This is a genomic window from Arthrobacter sp. efr-133-R2A-63, assembly GCF_030209795.1.
Lineage (GTDB): Bacteria > Actinomycetota > Actinomycetes > Actinomycetales > Micrococcaceae > Arthrobacter > Arthrobacter bambusae_A.
Window position 1 is genome coordinate 123,094 of record NZ_JARVRG010000004.1, and the last position, 18,697, is coordinate 141,790.

The window sequence follows — 18,697 nt, forward strand, 5'->3', positions numbered from 1 at the left end:
AGGCGAGTACCCCTGAACATTACGTCTTCGGGGCCGAAACCGTGATGGTCACGGATCCCGATGCTGCCGCTGAATCCTGCCACCCTTTGTGGTCCTGCCGGTTCCAGCTGGCGCCCGCCACGTCAACCTGTGTCACGGAGAGGTCCTTGGCGTTCGCCACGGCCCACTGGGCCACCGCCCACGCCTGCGCTCCAGTGATGTTCAACTGGACCGTGCGGCCTTGGGACACGGCCGGCAGGGAGCCGAACGCCGTCGTCATGGCTGCCGTAACGGCATTCGGATCACCGGCAGCGTCCGCGGCGCGGAGGGTGCAGTCCAGGGCCCTTTCGGAATGTCCGGTCAGCGCCGACGCGTAGGCCCTGCCCATCGCTTCCTGCTGCGCGTACGCCTGGGGGTACGCGGAATGCTGGACCGCTTGCGCCGCATCGGTGATCGCCATGGTTTCGTAGCCGGGCACCTTCACCAAGTGGTCATAGAAGGCGTTTGTCGCGTAGACGGGATCCATGACCTCGGCTTCGGTGCCCCACCCCTGGGACGGGCGCTGCTGGAAGAGCCCCCTCGAATCGGGGCCCACCTCGTCACCGTGGCCGATATTGCGAAGTTTGGATTCCTGCATTGCGGTGGCCACGGCGATTGTGGCCGCGCGCGGAGGCAGCCCCCGCTGAACCGAAATGGCCGTGATGAGGGCGGCGTTCGCCGCCTGGTCCGTCGCCAACTCGTAGGAATCCGAGCCGACGACGGCGACGCAGCGCTCCGTAACCAAGGTTTCGGAGCGCTGCAGTACAGTCACCACGGCATAGATGGCGCCGGCCACCAAGGCAAGCGCCAGCAACAGGATGATGGTGCGTCGGAGACGGCGCATCCAGGTATCAGCTAGTTGGCGTGGAGGGCTTCGTTGAGTTCCACCGTCTGGCCCTTGCGGGGGAGGACCTCGACTTCACCGGTGGTGGAGTTGCGGCGGAACAGCAGGTTCGGCACGCCGGAAAGCTCCACAGCCTTGATGATGCTGCTGGTGTCTTCGCCGTTGGCGTCCTTCGGGCCGGGGATACGCACCCGGGTTCCGGCAGTGACGTAAAGGCCGGCTTCAACCACGGAGTCGTCGCCGATGCTGATGCCCACACCGGAGTTGGCGCCCAGAAGCACGCGGTCACCCAGGGAGATCTTTTCTTTGCCGCCGCCGGAGAGGGTTCCCATGATGGAGGCTCCGCCACCGACGTCGGTGCCGTCACCGGCAACAACGCCTGCCGAGATGCGGCCTTCCACCATGGACGTCCCGAGGGTGCCGGCGTTGAAGTTCACGAAGCCCTCGTGCATGACCGTGGTGCCCTCTGAGAGGTAGGCGCCCAGGCGGACCCGGTCGGCGTCGGCGATCCTGACGCCGGTGGGGAGGACGTAGTCCACCATGCGGGGGAACTTGTCCACTCCGTAGACCGTGACGGCGCCGCGCTTGCGCAGCCGGGCACGGGTCAGTTCGAAGCCGTCCACGGCGGCGGGGCCGAAGTTGGTCCACACAACGTTGGGGAGCTTGCCGAAGATGCCGTCCAGGTTGATGCTGTTGGGCTTGACCAGCCGGTGCGAAAGCAAATGCAGCCGGAGGTAGGCGTCAACGGTGTCTGCGGGGGCTTCGTCCAAGTTGATCTGGGCAAAGACCACTTTTTGCTCGGTCCGGCGGTCGGCGTCGTGGCTGTCGGCGGCGAGTGCGGTCAGCGACTCGTCGGCGTGCTCCACGGCCCGCAAGGATGCGGCAGCTTCGCCCAGTGCCGGCGCCGGAAACCATACGTCCAGCACTGTCGCTTCTCCGGCGTCGGAGGTGGCGATGGTGGCCAGGCCAAAGCCGTAGGCGGAGCGATCGTTGTCAGAAGCGCTATCGAGAGCGGCAGAGGCAGCGGTTTCAGTCATGGCGCAAGTCTATCGAGAGCCACTGCTTCCCTTGAAACCGTGTGTGGACCGAAGGGGTCGCAATTCGCTCGGGCTACAGTGGATAGGTGACCGTTGAAACTACTCCAATCCTTCTTGACATCAGGCAAGACGTTGCGCTTCTGACCGCCGCGCTGATGGACATCAACAGCGTGTCCGGCAACGAAGCCGCGCTTGCAGACGCCGTTGAATCCGCCCTCCGCACAATCCCTGGACTGCAGCTTGTGCGGGACGGGGACGCGATCATTGCCCGGACCGAGCTGGGACGCCCGGAGCGTGTGATCCTGGCCGGCCACCTCGATACCGTGCCCTTGCCCACCGTGGAGGGTTCGCTCGGCACCGTGCCGTCAACGTGGGAGTCCGGCGTCCCCGGGACGGGAAACCTCTACGGACGCGGAGCCACGGACATGAAGGGTGGGGTCGCGGTGCAGCTTGCGCTGGCCGCAACCATGTTCGACGGCGGCGCCGAGCCCGGCAAGGATGTCACCTTTGTTTTCTACGACCACGAGGAAGTCGAAGCGGTCAAGAGCGGCCTTGGCCGCTTGGTACGGAACCACGGCCATCTCCTGGAGGGGGACTTCGCGATTCTCCTCGAACCCACCGACGGCACAGTGGAAGGCGGGTGCAACGGCACCAGCCGCTTCGAAGCCACCACGGTCGGGGAAACGGCGCATTCCGCGCGGGCATGGATGGGCAGCAATGCCATCCACGCTGCCGCGCCCATCTTGACCCGCTTGGCGGCCTACGAACCGCGCACCGTCAACGTGGACGGACTGGATTACCGGGAAAGCCTCAATGCCGTGAAGATCAACGGCGGCACCGCGGGAAACGTGATCCCGGACCGCTGCGTCGTGGAGATCAACTACCGCTTCGCGCCGGACAAGACCCCGGACCAGGCCGAAGCCCATGTCCGTGAATTGTTGGAGGGCTTCGACGTGGTCCGCACCGATGCCGCCGCCGGAGCGCGGCCCGGACTCAACCACCCGGCTGCGGCGTCCTTCGTTGCCGCCGTCGGGGCCGAGCCCAAACCCAAATACGGTTGGACCGACGTCGCCCGCTTCAGCGAACTGGGCGTTCCCGCGGTCAACTTCGGGCCGGGCGATCCGCTTCTGGCGCACAAGGACAACGAACACGTCGACGCCGATGCCATCCGTGAGTGCCTCCGCGCGCTCAGGTCGTGGCTGGCTGACTAGGTCGGGCGCCCTCACTTTTGCTTGAGATCGCGGGTGTGGCCCGTGGGCTTGGTTCTGGAACCAAGCCCACGGGCCACACCCACGTTTGCGGGAAGTCGGCTGCTGGACCAACGGCAAGTGAACAAGTTCCACTTCTTCGCATCGAACGGCCCGCCCTGGGCGAAGCGAAGATCGATGAATCCGACGATGGCGACAATGACCAGGGCAGGACGCGAGGCCGAGAATCCGATAGCGTGCGCGGGCCTTAGTTTGCAACACCGCAATCAACAGGGCCGCGCCGGAACGGCAGCAGCCGGCATCCGCGCTAGCCTAGGTCAATGAGTACGAGCCAGCCCCAAGTTCCTAGTCCAGACGCCAATGGCAAGGCGATGAGCAACGGATCGGCACCGTCAGTCCCCGCCGTTGCCCCGGAGCCGCCAGCAAAGCACAAAGGACCTTTGGAACTTCGGCGGAAACAGGCCACCATGCCGATGTCGGACCAGCGACTCCTGGACACCAGGGGAGCGGACCACTTCATTCACACCGACCCGTGGCGGGTCCTGCGGATCCAGAGCGAATTCGTCGAAGGATTCGGTGCTCTCGCTGAGCTCGGCCCCGCTGTCAGTGTCTTTGGGTCGGCCCGCACCAAGCCGGGCACCAGCTATTACGATATGGGCGTGCAGGTCGGCCGCCATCTCGCCGAAGCCGGCGTCGCCGTCATCACCGGGGGTGGCCCGGGATCGATGGAAGCGGCTAACAGGGGAGCGGTCGAAGGCAACGGCGTCTCCGTTGGACTGGGAATCGAACTGCCCTTCGAACAAGGCCTCAACCGGTGGGTGGACCTTGGTATCAACTTCAGGTACTTCTTCGCCCGGAAGACCATGTTCGTCAAGTACGCGCAAGGGTTCATCGTGCTGCCGGGCGGACTGGGAACCCTCGACGAATTGTTCGAGGCCATGGTTCTGGTGCAGACCCGCAAGGTGACATCATTCCCGATCGTCCTTCTGGGGGTCGATTTCTGGAGCCCGATGATCGAATGGATCAAAGGAACCCTGGTGGCCGAAGGCATGGTTTCCGCAAAGGACCTGGACCTCATCCAGCTTGTGGACGATCCCGCGGACGCGGTTCACCGCGTGCTGCACGGTATCCCGCGCCCGCCCTCGACTAACGGCGACCAGCGCCCGGAGTAGCGTTGCCGGCACGGAGGTCTCAGCTGAGTCTGGCACGATGGTTGTTGTGAGCTTTTTTCTGGTCTTCCTCGCGATTGTCGTTATCGGTGCCGTCTTGTTCCTCGGCGCCGGCATGGCGAGATCCAGCCGCGACTCCGGCGCCGGCTTGGATGAACCTGTCCCGAACCTGCCGCCGGTCCTGTTGCCGGCCGGAGCCAAGGCGTCCGACGTCGACCGCGTCCGTTTCGCCCTGGGCCTGCGGGGCTACCGCATGGACCAGGTGGATGAGGTGCTCGATGAGCTGAGGGATCAGCTGACGTCCCAGGAGAGGGAAATCGAACGACTGAAACTGGCCCTTGAAGCAGCCGGGGACCAGGAAGAACCACAGGAGTGACCCGGCCAGTCGAAGTGGGGACTCCTAACGGATCCCTGGCCCGAAGGCTGCGCCTTGCCGGAGCCCGGGCCGTCGCCTGGCCGTGGTGGGTCCAGGTCGCCCTCGTCTACATCGCGTCGAGGCTTGTCAGCGCTTGCATCTTCATGGCTGCGGCATTGCAGCAAGGTGTCAATCCGTGGTTCCCGCCGGCGCCCGACTACTGGAATTTCATCACGATCTGGGATGGGCGCTGGTACGCCGAAGCCGCGAACAACGGGTATCCGTCTGAATTGCCGCTCAATGCGAACGGCGGCGTCGCGGAAAATTCCTGGGCGTTCTATCCCCTTTTTCCCTACCTTGCCAGGGCCCTCGGTGCCTTCACCGGACTGGCGGCGCTGCCTGCCCTGACAGTCATTGCCGTGGTGGCCGGGCTGGGCGCGGCCCTGGTGGCCTACAAACTGTTCCGGGAATACGCCGGGCGCACCACGGCGCTCTGGGCTGTGACCTTCTTCTCGATGTTCCCGGTCTCGGCCATCCTGCAGGTCCCCTATGCCGAGTCCCTCAACACCCTCTTGCTGGCGGGTTCACTTCTGCTTATGGTGCGCCGCAAATACCTGGCTGCGATCCCGGTGGTCTTGCTCATGTGCCTGTCGCGGCCCACCGGCGTGCCCTTCGCGGCCATGGCTGGCCTGCTCCTGCTCCACCAATTGTGGAAGAGGTTTGGACGCCGCCCCGGCGCGGAGTCCGTTCAAGGAACCATGCCCGCGGCCGCCATTCCCACGTCCAGGGAACTTGGATCGCTGGCGGCACTTGTAGTCGTCAGCGTGGCAGGGGCCCTCGCGTGGCCGGCCATTGCCTGGGCGGTCACGGGCGATCCCCTGGCCTACACCAAGACTGAAACGGTTTGGCGCGGGGACGACCTCGTTCCGTTCAAGCCATGGTTCGAGACCGGCCAACTGCTCTTCGGACCAGTACTCGGTATCCTGGCGCCGTTTGTCTTCGCGGGGCTCTTTGCCTTGCTGATGATGAGCAAACCCGTCCGGGCGCTCGGCGCCGAGCTGAGGCTGTGGTGCACGTGCTACATGGGCTATCTCCTGATCTTCCTGCACCCCCAGACGAGTACGTTCCGGATGCTCTTGCCTTTGTTCCCCTTGGCGCTCAGCGCGGCCTGGTTGTCCCGTTCGAAGGCCTACCGCGGCACCGTGGTGGTCATGTTCTTCCTCCTCCAGATCGTGTGGATCGTCTGGCTGTGGGCGTGGGCCCCGCTGCCGGGCGGCGGCGACTACCCGCCGTGATGCCGCGCCGGTCTTTCCCCTGTTCAAGCGCGATCACGGCCCGCCGGGAAAAGTCCATCAATTAGCTACGGGCGGGTAATTACGAGATAATGGACACAAGCAAGGACAAAAGCACTCTCGGGTGCTCGGCGACGACGACTGAACTGCCATGAATGTCGGCGCCGTATATTCCACGCGGAGCCAGCCCGGCCGGGTTGGCGGGATTTGGGACAACTGGAGGGGATTTTCCTAATGGCGGCTATGAAACCACGTACTGGCGACGGCCCTATGGAAGTAACCAAAGAGGGCCGCAGCCTGATCATGCGTGTGCCGCTCGAAGGCGGAGGACGGCTGGTGGTCGAGCTCAACGCAGCAGAGGCGGCGAACCTCAAGGAATGCCTCGTAGGCGTTACCGAATAGATTCACTAGGCAGGGCCCGGCATAAGAGCCGGCGCCCTGCTTTCATGTTTAATCCTGAACAGCGAACGGCGCCCTGCTACTTCTTGACTGCGACCAGCAAGCCGTCACCTGTCGGAAGCATCGCCGAGGAGAGCCGTTCGTCGTCGCGGATGGCCTTGCCGATCTGGCGAAGCACCACGGTGGTGCTGTCCCGGGCAGCCGGGTTGGAAACCTTGTCCTTGTCCAGCGCGTCGTTGATCACCAGGGTCCCGCCCGACTTCAAGAGCCGGATTGCTTGCTCGACGTAACCGGGAAAATTGGGTTTGTCCGCATCGATGAACACGAGGTCGTACGCGGAGTCGGTCAGGCGCGGCAGGACGTCGGCGGCACGGCCGGAGATGGTCCGGGTCCGGTTCGCGGGACTGCCGGATTCCAGGAACGCCTCGCGGGCGGCCTTGAGGTGCTCGACGTCGACGTCGATAGTGGTCAGGACAGCCTGCGGGCTGAGGCCGCGCAACAGGCACACGCCTGAGACGCCTGCCCCGGATCCGACCTCTACAACGGTCTGCGCCTTCGAGGCCGCGGCGAGGACGGTCAGGACTGCGCCGACTCCGGGGCTGACCGGGGTAACGCCCAAATCGTAGGAGCGTTCACGGGCGCGAAGCAACACGTCGTCCTCGGCAGGCAGATCTTCTGCATAGGACCAGCTGGTTGACTTGTCGGCACTCATGGGGGTTCGCTTTCCAGGCAGAGGGGTATTGCTTCCAGACTACTGGCTACGCGCCGCCCAGCCCGGACGCCCGCGGCCCGCAATTCTGTGTCTTCGGGGCGCCTTCTGGTCATTGTTCGCTCTGCGGGAAAAGCATGCCGGTGATCAGCAAAATCCCAGCCAACACTGGGATGATATATATCCAGCCATCCAAGCGAGGGCTGGCAACGAACTCCTGAGTGACCGGCAGGATGACAAACAGTTTGAGGGGAGCGGACGATGCGGGCATCAAGTGCTGCGCCAGTCCAGACAACGGCAGCAGTCCTGGGTTCCACCGACACGGCCCCGCCGGCCGAGGAGTGGGTCAGGCCCAGCTGGGAGGAAGTGGTGGAGAACCACTCCGCCAAGGTCTTCCGCCTTGCCTATCGGCTCACTGGAAACAAGTTCGACGCCGAGGACCTCACCCAGGAAGTCTTCGTCAGGGTGTTCCGTTCGCTCGAAAACTTCAAGCCAGGCACCCTGGACGGCTGGCTGCACCGCATCACTACCAACCTCTTCCTCGACCAGGCCCGTCGGAAGAGCCGCATTCGCTTCGATGCCCTGGCCGAAGACGCCGAATCCCGGCTGCCCGGGCGTGAACCGGGTCCCGAGCAGAGCTTCGAGCTGAACAATCTCGACCTGGATGTCCAGCGCGCCCTGGAAGAACTCCCGCCGGACTTCCGCGCCGCCGTCGTTCTTTGCGATCTTGAAGGCCTGTCCTACGACGAGGTTGCCGAAGCGCTCGACGTGAAGCTGGGGACCGTCAGGTCCCGCATCCACCGCGGACGGACGATGCTCCGTGAAAAACTCGCACATCGGGATCCACGGCCGGTCCAGGCCCGCAAGCCGCGGCTCAAGATGCCCCGCATCGCCGGCCTCCTTTAGTCGCCGATGGGTCTGCTGAAAGGACGACGCGGCAGCTTGGCTCGGGGAACTATCCGGCACAGCCGCGACCCCGGCCATCTGCAGGAATGCTCTGAATGCCATGCCGCGGTCCTGCGCGAACGCCAGTACCTCGAACGGCTCCGCCGTGCGTCCGTTCCCGAAGCGAGCGAGGATTTCACCAACCGGCTGATCGAACACACACGGCGGTTGGCGCAATCCGATGCTCCTGAGCGTCCTGCTCCGCAGCGGAGCGTGTGGCACGGTATCCGGCTTGCCAGCGCCGCGGCGGGCGGACTCGCCGTGAGCGCCGGAATCCTGGCGGTTGCAGCCTACGCGCTTGGCGGTGAAGTTGCGCCGCAGGCATCCAACCGCGGAGAACAGGAAGTCCGGACCCTTGTCAGCTCAACCGTGCCCGGAAGTGCGGGAGAGGAGCTCCCCGTGACGGGTTCGCAGCTGAGTCTGCCCGTCAGCGTGGCAGGAACGGTGAGCCTGGACGAGCAGCAATTGTCCGAACTGCGGAAAGACGGCTGGGCATGTCCCGAAATGGCCGGCATGGGATACCACATGGTTTCCGCCCGGGCCCTGATGCAGGACGGACACCCCGCCGTTGAGCTGCGCCTCAGCGACGGTGACCATCACGCCACCCTGGTGGAGCAGCACTTGGAGGGAAGCGGCGCTTCGGGGACCCAACTGTCGATCGCCCAGGGCGCCCCGTGGCAGGCCGTCTACTCCTCGCCGGTAGCCGTGCTGCGTTACTCGTCCGACATGCCTGCCAACCAGGCTGCGGGAGCCGTTCCGGAGCTTGTGAAGGCTGGAGACTCCCTCATGGTTGCCCGGCCGGCCGAAAACAGCGCAGAGACCTGGAACGAACGGTTGCAGCGGGGTCTCCATGCCCTCGCGGGCCTCGCAGGTTTCTGAGCGGACCAACGGACAAGGTAACCTTCGATACGTGTTTGGAATCAATGGCTCGGAGTTCGTCGTCCTGCTGATCATCGGCGTCATCGTGATCGGCCCCAGCCGTTTGCCTGAATACACGCGGAAGTTGACGAATCTGGTCAAGGAACTGCGGCGCATGGCGTCCGGGGCCCGTGAGCAGATCAAGGAAGAAGTCGGCATCGACATAGATGACGTCGACTGGAAGAAGTATGACCCGCGCCAGTACGATCCGCGCAGGATCATCAAGGAAGCACTGCTCGACGACGACACGAAGCCTGTCAGCGACGGTGCGCCTGTCGCCGTGGACACCGCGGCGAAAGCACCCGAGCGGGTTGTCGAACGGCTTTCCGTCGGCGAAAAGGCGCCTTTCGACGCCGAGGCCACCTAGAAGCTATTTCGGCTGGATCCCGAGGGACATTCCGGCCAGGCCGCGCGGCTTGGCGTTGAGCTTGCCCGCGATGCCCTGAAGCGCCTGCGCGGCAGCCGTCTCCGGGGCCGCCAACACCACCGGGCGGCCCGCGTCCCCGCCTTCGCGCAGACGGATGTCCAAGGGAATCTGTCCCAACAGCGGGACGTCGCTTCCGACGGCGGCACTCAGCCGCTCAGCCAGCACCCGCCCGCCGCCGCTTCCGAACAATTCCATCCTGCCGCCGTCGGGCAGCTCCAGGAAGGACATGTTCTCCACGACTCCGGCAAGCTTCTGGCCCGTCTGCGTTGCGATGGTTCCGGCTCTTTCGGCAACATCCGCCGCTGCCGCCTGCGGGGTGGTCACCACGAGGATTTCGGCGTTGGGAAGCAACTGCGCCACGGAGATGGCGATGTCGCCCGTGCCCGGCGGAAGATCCAGGAACAAGGCATCCAGATCGCCGAAATACACGTCCGTGAGGAATTGCTCCAAGGCACGGTGCAGCATCGGCCCGCGCCAGGCGACTGCCTTGTTCCCGGAAACAAACATGCCGATCGAGATCACCTTCACGCCGAAGGCCACGGGCGGGAGGATCATGTCGTCCACGCGCGTGGGCTGCTGCGTGATTCCCATGAGGGCCGGGACGGAGAAGCCGTGGACATCGGCGTCGACGATTCCCACGCGCAGCCCCTGAGCCGCAAGGGCGCAGGCAAGGTTGACCGTCACCGAGGACTTCCCCACACCGCCCTTGCCGCTCGCGACGGCGAACACCTTCGTCAGGGAGCCAGGTTCGTTGAAGGGGATTCCGCGTTGACCGCCAGCGCCGCGCAGACGTTCCTTGAGTGCGTCTCGTTGCGGCTGCGTCATGACCTTGAGTTCGACGTCGACGCCCGTCACTCCCGCAACCCGGCCAAGGGCAGCGGTGGCGTCGGCCGTGATGGTTTCGCGCAGGGGGCAGCCGGCGATGGTCAGCAGCACCACAACCCGGACAGTTCCGTCCGGACTGGCCTCTACCGACTCCAGCATCCCCAATTCAGTAATGGGACGGCGGAGTTCGGGATCGATGACGGTTGCCAAGGCAGCGTTGAGGTCCTCGACAGAAGGTGTGCTCATGGAGTGGATGTTCAGCTTTCGGGCTGGTCGGGAGGACCTGAGTGCCTGGCCGGCGAGGTGCCGACGGACGAGAGGTCGGGTTCGGTCTGGTCAGCGCTGGAATGCGCCGGGTGGATCTTGGGGATCTGCTGCGTCCTGGGATTGCGCTGCTTGTCGCGCTTTTCCTTGATCTTGTCCTTGGCCTTCTCGCTCCGGTTCGAGCCGGCGGGATCGTCCGTACGCATCTCGTCCTGCGCTTCGAGCAGATCCGACAGCAGCGAGCGGAGTTCGGCACGCACGTAGTCCCTGGTAGCGACCTCGCGCAGGGCGATGCGAAGGGCGGCGACCTCACGGGTCAGGTATTCGGTATCAGCCAGGTTGCGCTCGTCCCGGGCGCGGTCCTGCTCGATTGTCACGCGGTCCCTGTCGTCCTGGCGGTTCTGGGCCAACAGGATCAAGGGCGCCGCGTACGAGGCCTGCGTGGAGAAGAAAAGATTGAGGAGGATGAACGGATAGGGATCCCATTGGAATCCAAACAAGCCAATAACGTTGAACGCGATCCAGATGACCACGAAGATCGTCATGTAGAACAGGAAGTTCGCCGTACCCATGTAGCGGGCGAAGCGCTCGGCAAACCGGCCGAAGGCATCAGGATCGCTGCCGAAGTTCGGCAGCATGCGGGAGCGCAGCTCGAGCGGGGTGTCCAGTCCTCCGGTGGTGGGCTTCTCAGCCAATTCGGCCTCCTAGTTTCCTGATCGGGGCTCCGTCTTCATGGGTTCGCCAGTCGTCCGGGAGCAAATGGTCCAAGAGGTCATCAACAGTCACCGCCCCCACCAGGCGGCCGGCGCTGTTCACGACCGGGAGGGAGTTGAGGTTGTAGGAGGCCATGGTGTGGCTGACCTCGCTGACGCTGGCATGATCGGAAACCGGCTCAAGGTTCTTGTCCACGATGCTGCCCAGCTGCTCGGGCGGGGCGCTGCGGAGCAATTGCTGGATATGCACGACGCCGAGGAACCGTCCCGTGGGTGTCTCCAGCGGCGGCCGGCAGATAAAGATGGCCGAAGCCAAGGCGGGGGAGAGCTCTTCGCTGCGCACATGGGCCAGCGCTTCAGCGACCGTGGCTTCCGGTGGCAGGATCACGGGCACCGGGGTCATGAGGCCGCCGGCAGTGTCTTCGTCATACTGCAGGAGCCTGCGGACGTCGTCGGCCTCGTCGGGCTCCATCAGGAGCAGTAGTTCCTCGGCCTTCGCGGAAGGCAAGTCCGCCAACAGGTCCGCGGCGTCGTCCGGGTCCATTTCTTCCAGCACGTCGGCTGCGCGTTCGTTGTCCAAGGCGGACAAGAGCGTGACCTGGTCTTCTTCGGGCAATTCCTGGAGCACGTCGGCGAGGCGTTCGTCCTGCAACTCGCTGGCCACTTCGATCCGTCGCTTGTCCGACATTTCCTGGAGTGCATCGGCGAAGTCGGCCGGCTTGAGGTCCTCGTGGGTGGCAACGAACTGGCTGGCACCCTGGGGATCGTTTTCGGAGCCCTGCAGGGTCTCCGACCAGTCCACCAGGAGGGTGTGGCCGCGGCGCAGCCCCCGAAGCCTGGAGGTAGACGTGCCGCGTCGAACGAAAAGCTTGGAGACCAGCCAGTCGCCGTTGCGCTGCTGGTCCATGGCGATGTCTTCGATGATGGCGTCGCCGCTGCCGTCCTTGAGCGTCACCTTGCGGTCAAAGAGCTCGCCGACGACCAACTGCTCGGCACCGCGTTGCTGGAAGCGCCGGAGATTGACCAAGCCTGTGCAGATGATCTGGGCCTGGTCCATCGACGTCAGCCTGGTCATGGGAACGAAGACGCGCTTCTTGCCCGGAACCTCGACGACGATACCCACTGCGTGCGGGGCCCCGCGCAAGCCGCGTGAAAGCACCACGACATCGCGCAGCCGGCCCAGGCGATCACCCAGGGGGTCGAAAACGTCGAGGCCGAGCAAGCGCGCAACAAAGATGCGTGAAGGATTTGTGCTCACCCTTACAGGCTACCGAGTCTGCTCTCTTTTAGCTGAATTTCAGCCGGTTCACATGTGTATGGGACAGAATGGGGGTATGGCGAACATTTTCGGTGCCCCCAAGGCCACGGAGGAATCCCGCAGCGTCCCCAAGGGCGACACCGTGGGCTCTTACACTTCCTATCTCGATGCCCAGAAGGCGGTGGATTATCTAGCCGACCAGCAGTTCCCCGTCCAGCATGTCTCCATTGTCGGAAACGACCTCAAAATGGTGGAGCGGGTCACGGGACGGCTCAGTTACCCGCGCGTCGCTTTGTCCGGCGCCCTGAGCGGTATGTGGTTCGGCCTGTTCGTGGGCGTCATGCTTTCGTTCTTCACCCCTGCCGGCGGACCTTTCTCGATTGTGACGTCGGTGCTGATGGGCGCGGCGTTCTTCATGCTCTTCGGGATCGTCACCTACGCCGCGCAGCGTGGAAAGCGGGACTTCACTTCCACCAGCCAGGTAGTGGCGACGAACTATGACGTCATTGTCGCGCTAGAGGCATCTAACGAAGCCCGACGTCTCCTTCACCAATTGCCGATGAATCCTTCCGAGGCGGCTGTCGGCCGGCCTCCTCAGGCGTACACGCCGCAGGACTACCGGAACCCTCCTGTCCATCCAAGCGCACCCCAGGGCCCTGGGCCGGAACGCCCGGCGTCCTGGCAGGACCCCTACGGCCAGCGTGGGCCCGAAGCCGGACAGGGAACGGCGGGCGAGCCAGCCCAGCCCGTCGCAGACGCCCCGGTCGCGGCCGCGCGGCCAACAGCCGGCGTTCGCTACCCGGATCTTCCCGACGGCCGGCCTCAGTACGGTGTACGGGTGAACGAACCCGGAAACGGCGAGCACGCTGCCAACGGCGAGGATGCGGCCAAGCAGTAAAAAGTTCCTAGCGCCAAGGGGCAGCAAAAGAGGAGGGCTACCGGATCGATATCCGGTAGCCCTCCTCCCGCGTTTTGCCTCAGTGGTTACGCTTCGGCGTCCTGGTAGATGCCCGCCATCCAGGACTCGACGTCGTCGGCCTTGCGGGGGAGGGCGGCGCTGAGGTTGACGGGACCGTCTGCCGTCATCAGGATGTCGTCCTCGATCCGGACGCCGATTCCACGGTATTCCTCCGGAATGGCGAGGTCTTCGTTCTTGAAGTAGAGCCCGGGTTCGATGGTGAACACCATGCCCTCGGTGAGCACGCCGTCCAGGTATAGATCGCGCTTGGCCTGGGCACAGTCGTGGACGTCCAGGCCTAGGTGGTGGCTGGTACCGTGCGGCATCCAGCGGCGGTGTTGCTGGCCTTCGTTGCTGATGGCTTCCTCGACGGAGACGGGCAGCAGGCCCCACTCGGCAAGGCGTTCTGCGAGGACCGTGGTGGCGGCCGTGTGGATGTCGCGGAACTTCACGCCCGGCTGGGCTGCGGCGAATCCGGCGTCGGCTGCGTCAAGAACGGCTTCATAGACCTTGCGCTGGACATCCGAGAACTTCCCACTGGCCGGAATGGTGCGGGTGACGTCGGCTGTGTAGAGCGAGTCTGCCTCCACGCCGGCATCCAGCAGCACGAGTTCCCCGGCGTTGACCTTGCCCGTGTTCCGGGTCCAGTGCAGCACCGTAGCGTTGTTTCCGGCGGCCGCGATGGTGTCGTAGCCGAGCTCGTTCCCTTCCTCACGGGCACGCGCGAAGAAGGCGCCTTCGATGACGCGTTCGCCGCGGTGGTGGGTCATGGCGCGGGGGAGGGCGCGGACGACGTCGGCGAAGCCTTCCACCGTCGCAGCGACGGCGGCCTTCATCTGCTCGATTTCCCACTGGTCCTTGAGCAAGCGCAACTCAGAGAGCGCCTCGCTGAGCAGTTCGTCCAGTGCATCGAGCTCGCCGAGGTCCAGGTTCTCCGGATCCTTGGCCGTGTTGTAGCGGGCGGTGTCCACGAGGGCATCGATGTTCTCGTCTACTTTGCGGACCAGGCGGATGGCGATGCCGCCGATTTCGGGGGCACCCACGTTCTTGGTGATGGCCATCTCGAGTTCGTCGAGATGCGCCGTCCTGAGTCCGAGGCGCGCTTCGAATTCGGCGAGCGTCGGACGGGCGCCGATCCAGAACTCACCGGAACGCGAGTCGGCGTAGAACTGTTCCGTGTCGCGGCCGGCCAGCGGACGGAAGTAAAGCGTCGCGAGGTGGTTGCCGCCGTCGTCGCCGGTTCCTTCCTCGACAGGTTCCAGGACCAGCACGGCGTCGGGCTCGTGGTCCAGGCCCAGGCCCGTGAGGTGGGCGAAACCGGAGTGGGGGCGGAAACGGTAGTCGGTATCGTTGGAGCGGACCTTGAGCGGGCCGGCCGGTACGACGAGGCGCAGGCCCGCGAACTTGCCGGAGATCGCCCGACGACGCGTGGCGGCGTGGTCTGCGACGGCGTCACGCGCAGGGGTCACCTGCGGCGCGGGCGCCCAATTGCCGGCCATGAACGCCTTGAAGGCATCGGATGTGGGCCGCTGGGAGCGGTTGTTGACGCGCTCCTCCAAGGGCTGGGAGGCTGTGGTTTCACCGTTTTGGGTGTTATCTGCATCGTTCACCGTCCAATCGTCCCATCAAGGCCGATACTAGGCCAGCGGCGCGACGGTCCAAGCCGTCCGTAATCAAATACGCTTGGAAAGTGAAGATCGACCTGCATGCGCACTCCAATGTTTCCGACGGGACCGAGGCTCCCGCGGGAGTGATCGCTTCCGCGTCTGCTGCGGGTCTGGATGTGGTGGCCCTGACCGACCACGACTCCACTGACGGATGGGAGCAGGCCTCCGTCGCGGCCCTCGAATTCGGGGTGGCTTTCGTGCCGGGGATGGAGATCTCGTGCCGCACCCGGGAGGGGATCAGCGTCCATCTGCTCAGCTACCTCCACGATCCCGCACACCCCGGCCTGCTCGAGGAAATCACCAAGGCGAAAGACGCGAGGCTCACCCGCGCCAAGCGGATGGTCACGCTCCTGGCGGAGGACTACCCCTTGAGCTGGGACGATGTCATCCACCATGTGGCTCCGGGTGCGACCGTGGGCCGGCCCCACATTGCGGACGCCCTCGTGGCGGCCGGTGCCGTGGCGAGCCGCTCCGAGGCGTTCACCGCGATCCTGACTTCGCACTCGCGCTACTTCGTGCAGCACTACGCACCGGACCCGGCGCTCGCCGTCGAGCTCGTCCGGGCGGCGGGCGGAGTTCCCGTCTTCGCACATCCGGTGGCCTCTGCCCGCGGCCGGGTGGTCGGGGAGCGGACGTACCGGGAAATGATCGACGCCGGCCTCCTGGGGCTCGAAGTGGAGCACCGAGACAATCCCGAGGAAGGCCGCGTGTTCCTGCGGCGCCTGGCTGCTGAACATGGCTTGTTCATGACCGGTTCGTCCGACTACCACGGAACCGGCAAACCCAATCTGCTCGGCGAGAACCTGACGTCCCCCGACGTCCTGGCCCGTATCGAGGAGTTGGGCACGGGCAGTTCGGTGGTCCGTTAGACGGGGTGGAAGGTGGCCTTGCCGTCCAGGCGTTTCCGCATCACGTCGATAGCCGGGGCATTCTGGTCCACGCACACGAACCTGCGCTCGAGCTTCGACGCGACCGAGCCGAGCGTGCCTGAGCCGGCGAAGAAATCGAGGCACCAGTCTCCTGGCCGGCTGGACGCCGTGACGATCCGCCGGACGAGGCCTTCCGGCTTTTGCGTCGGGTAGCCGGTCTTTTCCTTGCCGGTCGGGGAAACGATGGTGTGCCACCAAACGTCCGTGGGAAGCTTCCCCAGTTCGCGCTTGGCCGGCGTCACGAGGCCGGGCGCCATGTACGGCTCACGGTCCACCTCGGCGTTGTCGAAATGGTACTTGGCGGGGTTCTTGACGTACACGAGGATGTTGTCGTGCTTGGTGGGCCAGCGGTTCTTGGCGCGTGCACCATAGTCGTAGGCCCAGATGATCTCGTTCAGGAAACACTCCCGGCCGAAGATCGAGTCCAGCATGACCTTGGCGTAGTGCACCTCGCGGTAGTCGAGATGCAGGTACAGGGTGCCGTCGTCGGCGAGCAGTCGCCAGGCTTCCACGAGCCGGGGTTCTAGGAAGGACCAGTAGTCGCTGAAGGCGTCGTCGTAGCGGTGCAGGGCGCCCTTGATGGTGTCATAGGAACGGCCTTTGAAACCTACGCGGTCGCCGTCGCCGTCGGCGTTGCGGACCATGCGCGTTTCCTGGCGGCTCTGGACCCGGCCCGTATTGAAGGGCGGGTCCACGTAAATCAGTGTGAAGGCGCCGTCCGGCAGCGTCGGGAGGAAAACCGCGTTGTCCGCGTGAACCACCAAGTTGCTACCGTCCGGCGCCCAAACAGTGTCAGTCATTGAGGCCGTTAAGCCTCGGTGCTCTCGCCGGATGCACCGGAAGCGGAGACCACTTCGCCGTTGCGGCGGCGGGTGCGGGAGCGGCGTGCGCGGGCCGGCTTGTCGGCGCCCTCGCCGGACTGTGCCTGCCCGGATTGGGGCTCGGCAGACTGGGCCGAACCCTCAGCGGGGGCTGTTTCGCCTTCGGACGTACGACGGCGGCGCGTGCGGTTGCGGCCGCCATCACCGTCTCCTTCGCGGGCCGGAGCGTCGCCGGACTTGGGACCGCGGCGTGCACCTTCACGGCCACCATCGCGCCCGCCGGCGCGAGCGGTGCGTCCACGCCCGGAATCGCCTCCGGAACGGGAGTTCTTCTTGCCGGTCTCGCCCAGGTCTTCAAGGACCTCGGCGTCAACGCCTGCGAGGGTGCGCTTGTCGCGGGGCAGTCGGCCCTTGGTGCCCGCGGGGATGTCGAGTTCCTCGAAAAGGTGCGGCGACGAGGAGTAGGTTTCCACGGGCTCCGGGTAGCTCAAGCCAAGCGCCTTGTTGATGAGGCCCCAGCGCGGCATGTCGTCCCAATCGACGAACGTCACGGCTGTGCCCTTGTTGCCAGCGCGGCCGGTGCGGCCCACCCGGTGCAGGTAGATCTTTTCGTCTTCGACGCACTGGTAGTTGATCACGTGCGTGACGTCATCGACGTCGATGCCGCGTGCGGCGACGTCGGTGGCCACGAGGACGTCCACCTTGTTGTTGCGGAAGGCCCGGAGGGCCTGTTCGCGGGCGCCCTGGCCCAAGTCGCCGTGAATGGCGGCGGCCGCGAAGCCGCGGTCCACGAGTTCCTCGGCAACCTTGGCCGCGGTGCGCTTGGTCTTGGTGAAGATGATGGTCCGGCCGCGGCCGCGGGCCTGCAGGATGCGGGCGACGACCTCCACCTTGTCCATGCTGTGGGCACGGTAGATGAGCTGCCGGATGTCGCGCTTCGTCAGGCCTTCGTCGTCCGGGTCGGCGGCACGGATGTGCGTGGGCTGTGTCATGTAGCGGCGCGCCATGGCGATGACCGGGCCAGGCATAGTGGCCGAGAAGAGCAGGGTCTGGCGGACGGCGGGTGTGCCGGCAATCAGGGTCTCTACGTCGGGAAGGAAGCCGAGGTCAAGCATCTCGTCTGCTTCGTCGAGAATCACCATGCGAACATTCTTGAGGTTCAGGTGCTTCTGCTTGTACAGGTCGATCAGGCGGCCGGGAGTGCCGACAACAACCTCGACGCCCTTTTGCAGGGCTTCGATCTGGGGCTCGTAAGCGCGGCCGCCGTAGATGGTGGCGATGCGGGCATTGCGTTTCCGTGATGCCGTCTGGAGGTCGTTTGCCACCTGGACGGCGAGTTCGCGGGTAGGAACAATCACCAGGGCCTGGGGCGCACCCGGGACTGCGAGCTTCTCGTGGCCGGCGTCGCCCGGTCCGACGACGCGCTGCAGCGCCGGGATGCCGAAGCCGAGGGTCTTTCCGGTACCGGTCTTGGCTTGGCCGATGATGTCGTGACCGCCCAGGGCGACCGGGAGGGTCATGGCCTGGATGGGGAACGGGTGGGTGATTCCGGCGTCGGCGAGGGATTCGACGATGTCTGCGCGGACGTTGTAGTCGGCGAAGGTCTTTTCCGCGATCTCGTGGGGTGTTTCATCCGAGGAAATGGTTTCCTCGGGTTCGATCGTTTCGGTTCCGTCTGTCAGAACTTCATGGGTGTGCAATTCACTCACAGTGGAGTTTTCCTTATTCATTTGGGCTGCGCTGCGTGCTCAACGGTTGTGGCAGGGCCGTTCCGGAGCACGGATGGGCGCAAGCAAATCCAGTGGAAGCCGATCGCGGGCTATCTAAATACTGGCACTGGGGACCAGCTGGTGTATCTCAAGATCGCGTAGGGGCGGGCTTGTTGATGTCAAAAAATGAACTGAATCAACGACCGGGCATCCATTACTACTTACACAGTCT

General features: G+C 64.8%; 19 protein-coding genes. 10 read left to right on the forward strand and 9 right to left on the reverse strand.

Annotated elements, in window-relative coordinates; genetic code table 11:
• Positions 1–19: 19 nt before the first annotated feature.
• Positions 20–862 (reverse strand): transglycosylase SLT domain-containing protein, encoded by an 843-nt coding sequence (locus tag QRN45_RS01220; RefSeq protein ID WP_284762226.1) that lies wholly within the window; start codon positions 860–862, stop codon positions 20–22.
• An 11-nt stretch (positions 863–873) separates the two neighbouring features.
• Positions 874–1,899, reverse strand: a complete 1,026-nt coding sequence (gene dapD, locus QRN45_RS01225) for a 2,3,4,5-tetrahydropyridine-2,6-dicarboxylate N-succinyltransferase (RefSeq protein ID WP_241710010.1) — start codon at positions 1,897–1,899, stop codon at positions 874–876.
• 86 nt (positions 1,900–1,985) lie between these two features.
• Here dapD and dapE point away from each other — a divergent pair, with 86 nt between their 5' ends.
• The 5 genes from dapE (at position 1,986) to QRN45_RS01250 (ending at position 6,325) form a co-directional block, all read left to right on the forward strand.
• Positions 1,986–3,110, forward strand: a complete 1,125-nt coding sequence (gene dapE / locus QRN45_RS01230) for a succinyl-diaminopimelate desuccinylase (protein WP_284762227.1) — start codon at positions 1,986–1,988, stop codon at positions 3,108–3,110.
• Positions 3,111–3,478: 368 nt separating this feature from the next.
• Positions 3,479–4,279, forward strand: coding sequence for an LOG family protein (locus tag QRN45_RS01235; RefSeq protein WP_241710039.1), 801 nt, complete (start codon positions 3,479–3,481; stop codon positions 4,277–4,279).
• 37 nt (positions 4,280–4,316) lie between these two features.
• Positions 4,317–4,652 carry a DivIVA domain-containing protein gene (locus QRN45_RS01240; protein WP_078108309.1) on the forward strand — a complete coding sequence of 112 codons (336 nt, stop codon included), beginning with the start codon at positions 4,317–4,319 and terminating at the stop codon, positions 4,650–4,652.
• Positions 4,649–5,926 carry a putative hexosyltransferase gene (locus QRN45_RS01245; RefSeq protein ID WP_502870687.1) on the forward strand — a complete coding sequence of 426 codons (1,278 nt, stop codon included), beginning with the start codon at positions 4,649–4,651 and terminating at the stop codon, positions 5,924–5,926. The genes QRN45_RS01240 and QRN45_RS01245 overlap by 4 nt, the downstream gene beginning before the upstream one ends.
• A 231-nt stretch (positions 5,927–6,157) precedes the next feature.
• Positions 6,158–6,325: a DUF3117 domain-containing protein gene (locus tag QRN45_RS01250; RefSeq protein ID WP_009357720.1), complete on the forward strand. Its 168-nt coding sequence runs from the start codon at positions 6,158–6,160 to the stop codon at positions 6,323–6,325.
• Positions 6,326–6,401: 76 nt separating this feature from the next.
• Here the strand turns inward: QRN45_RS01250 and QRN45_RS01255 are convergent, their stop codons facing one another.
• A complete protein-coding gene (locus QRN45_RS01255; protein ID WP_078108310.1) occupies positions 6,402–7,034 on the reverse strand; it encodes an O-methyltransferase in 633 nt (210 codons plus the stop codon).
• A gap of 258 nt (positions 7,035–7,292) precedes the next feature.
• Between QRN45_RS01255 and sigE the strand changes: the two genes are divergently transcribed.
• Genes sigE through QRN45_RS01270 form a run of 3 tightly spaced genes read left to right on the forward strand, consistent with a single transcriptional unit; the run spans position 7,293 to position 9,261 of the window.
• The gene (sigE, locus tag QRN45_RS01260; RefSeq protein ID WP_078108311.1) at positions 7,293–7,937 is read left to right on the forward strand and encodes an RNA polymerase sigma factor SigE; all 645 of its coding nucleotides are present in this window, start codon (positions 7,293–7,295) and stop codon (positions 7,935–7,937) included.
• Between the two features lie 36 nt (positions 7,938–7,973).
• Positions 7,974–8,855, forward strand: a complete 882-nt coding sequence (locus tag QRN45_RS01265; protein WP_284762228.1) for a hypothetical protein — start codon at positions 7,974–7,976, stop codon at positions 8,853–8,855.
• A 31-nt stretch (positions 8,856–8,886) separates the two neighbouring features.
• Positions 8,887–9,261 (forward strand): twin-arginine translocase TatA/TatE family subunit, encoded by a 375-nt coding sequence (locus QRN45_RS01270; protein WP_284762229.1) that lies wholly within the window; start codon positions 8,887–8,889, stop codon positions 9,259–9,261.
• Between the two features lie 3 nt (positions 9,262–9,264).
• Here QRN45_RS01270 and QRN45_RS01275 read toward each other — a convergent pair whose 3' ends face one another.
• From QRN45_RS01275 to QRN45_RS01285, 3 genes are read right to left on the reverse strand one after another with little or no spacing between them, the layout of a single operon-like run.
• Positions 9,265–10,392, reverse strand: a complete 1,128-nt coding sequence (locus QRN45_RS01275; RefSeq protein WP_284762230.1) for an Mrp/NBP35 family ATP-binding protein — start codon at positions 10,390–10,392, stop codon at positions 9,265–9,267.
• Between the two features lie 11 nt (positions 10,393–10,403).
• Positions 10,404–11,048, reverse strand: coding sequence for a DUF1003 domain-containing protein (locus QRN45_RS01280; protein WP_078108529.1), 645 nt, complete (start codon positions 11,046–11,048; stop codon positions 10,404–10,406).
• A gap of 49 nt (positions 11,049–11,097) precedes the next feature.
• On the reverse strand, positions 11,098–12,381 hold the full coding sequence (locus QRN45_RS01285; protein WP_078108315.1) for a magnesium transporter MgtE N-terminal domain-containing protein: 1,284 nt from the start codon (positions 12,379–12,381) through the stop codon (positions 11,098–11,100).
• 76 nt (positions 12,382–12,457) lie between these two features.
• Here QRN45_RS01285 and QRN45_RS01290 point away from each other — a divergent pair, with 76 nt between their 5' ends.
• The gene (locus QRN45_RS01290) at positions 12,458–13,279 is read left to right on the forward strand and encodes a YflT domain-containing protein (protein ID WP_171983539.1); all 822 of its coding nucleotides are present in this window, start codon (positions 12,458–12,460) and stop codon (positions 13,277–13,279) included.
• Positions 13,280–13,365: 86 nt separating this feature from the next.
• Here the strand turns inward: QRN45_RS01290 and QRN45_RS01295 are convergent, their stop codons facing one another.
• On the reverse strand, positions 13,366–14,949 hold the full coding sequence (locus QRN45_RS01295) for an aminopeptidase P family protein (RefSeq protein ID WP_284762232.1): 1,584 nt from the start codon (positions 14,947–14,949) through the stop codon (positions 13,366–13,368).
• Between the two features lie 80 nt (positions 14,950–15,029).
• On the opposite strand from QRN45_RS01295, the gene QRN45_RS01300 reads away from it, so the two are divergent.
• Positions 15,030–15,875 carry a PHP domain-containing protein gene (locus QRN45_RS01300; protein ID WP_241710004.1) on the forward strand — a complete coding sequence of 282 codons (846 nt, stop codon included), beginning with the start codon at positions 15,030–15,032 and terminating at the stop codon, positions 15,873–15,875.
• Here the strand turns inward: QRN45_RS01300 and QRN45_RS01305 are convergent.
• A complete protein-coding gene (locus tag QRN45_RS01305) occupies positions 15,872–16,735 on the reverse strand; it encodes a DNA-methyltransferase (RefSeq protein ID WP_078108318.1) in 864 nt (287 codons plus the stop codon). The two genes, QRN45_RS01300 and QRN45_RS01305, sit on opposite strands and share 4 nt — an antisense overlap.
• Positions 16,736–16,743: 8 nt before the next feature.
• The gene (locus tag QRN45_RS01310; protein WP_284762233.1) at positions 16,744–18,465 is read right to left on the reverse strand and encodes a DEAD/DEAH box helicase; all 1,722 of its coding nucleotides are present in this window, start codon (positions 18,463–18,465) and stop codon (positions 16,744–16,746) included.
• Positions 18,466–18,697: the final 232 nt, after the last annotated feature.

Excerpts from the sequence above, each read along its gene's own strand:
- QRN45_RS01290 (WP_171983539.1), top strand. The coding sequence starts at position 12,458 with ATGGCGAACATTTTCGGTGCCCCCAAGGCCACGGAGGAATCCCGCAGC.
- QRN45_RS01305 (WP_078108318.1), bottom strand. The coding sequence starts at position 16,735 with ATGACTGACACTGTTTGGGCGCCGGACGGTAGCAACTTGGTGGTTCAC.
- dapD (WP_241710010.1), bottom strand. The coding sequence starts at position 1,899 with ATGACTGAAACCGCTGCCTCTGCCGCTCTCGATAGCGCTTCTGACAAC.
- QRN45_RS01235 (WP_241710039.1), top strand. The coding sequence starts at position 3,479 with ATGAGCAACGGATCGGCACCGTCAGTCCCCGCCGTTGCCCCGGAGCCG.
- QRN45_RS01280 (WP_078108529.1), bottom strand. The coding sequence starts at position 11,048 with ATGCTGCCGAACTTCGGCAGCGATCCTGATGCCTTCGGCCGGTTTGCC.
- QRN45_RS01220 (WP_284762226.1), bottom strand. The coding sequence starts at position 862 with ATGCGCCGTCTCCGACGCACCATCATCCTGTTGCTGGCGCTTGCCTTG.
- QRN45_RS01275 (WP_284762230.1), bottom strand. The coding sequence starts at position 10,392 with ATGAGCACACCTTCTGTCGAGGACCTCAACGCTGCCTTGGCAACCGTC.
- QRN45_RS01240 (WP_078108309.1), top strand. The coding sequence starts at position 4,317 with ATGGTTGTTGTGAGCTTTTTTCTGGTCTTCCTCGCGATTGTCGTTATC.
- QRN45_RS01250 (WP_009357720.1), top strand. The coding sequence starts at position 6,158 with ATGGCGGCTATGAAACCACGTACTGGCGACGGCCCTATGGAAGTAACC.
- sigE (WP_078108311.1), top strand. The coding sequence starts at position 7,293 with ATGCGGGCATCAAGTGCTGCGCCAGTCCAGACAACGGCAGCAGTCCTG.
- QRN45_RS01255 (WP_078108310.1), bottom strand. The coding sequence starts at position 7,034 with ATGAGTGCCGACAAGTCAACCAGCTGGTCCTATGCAGAAGATCTGCCT.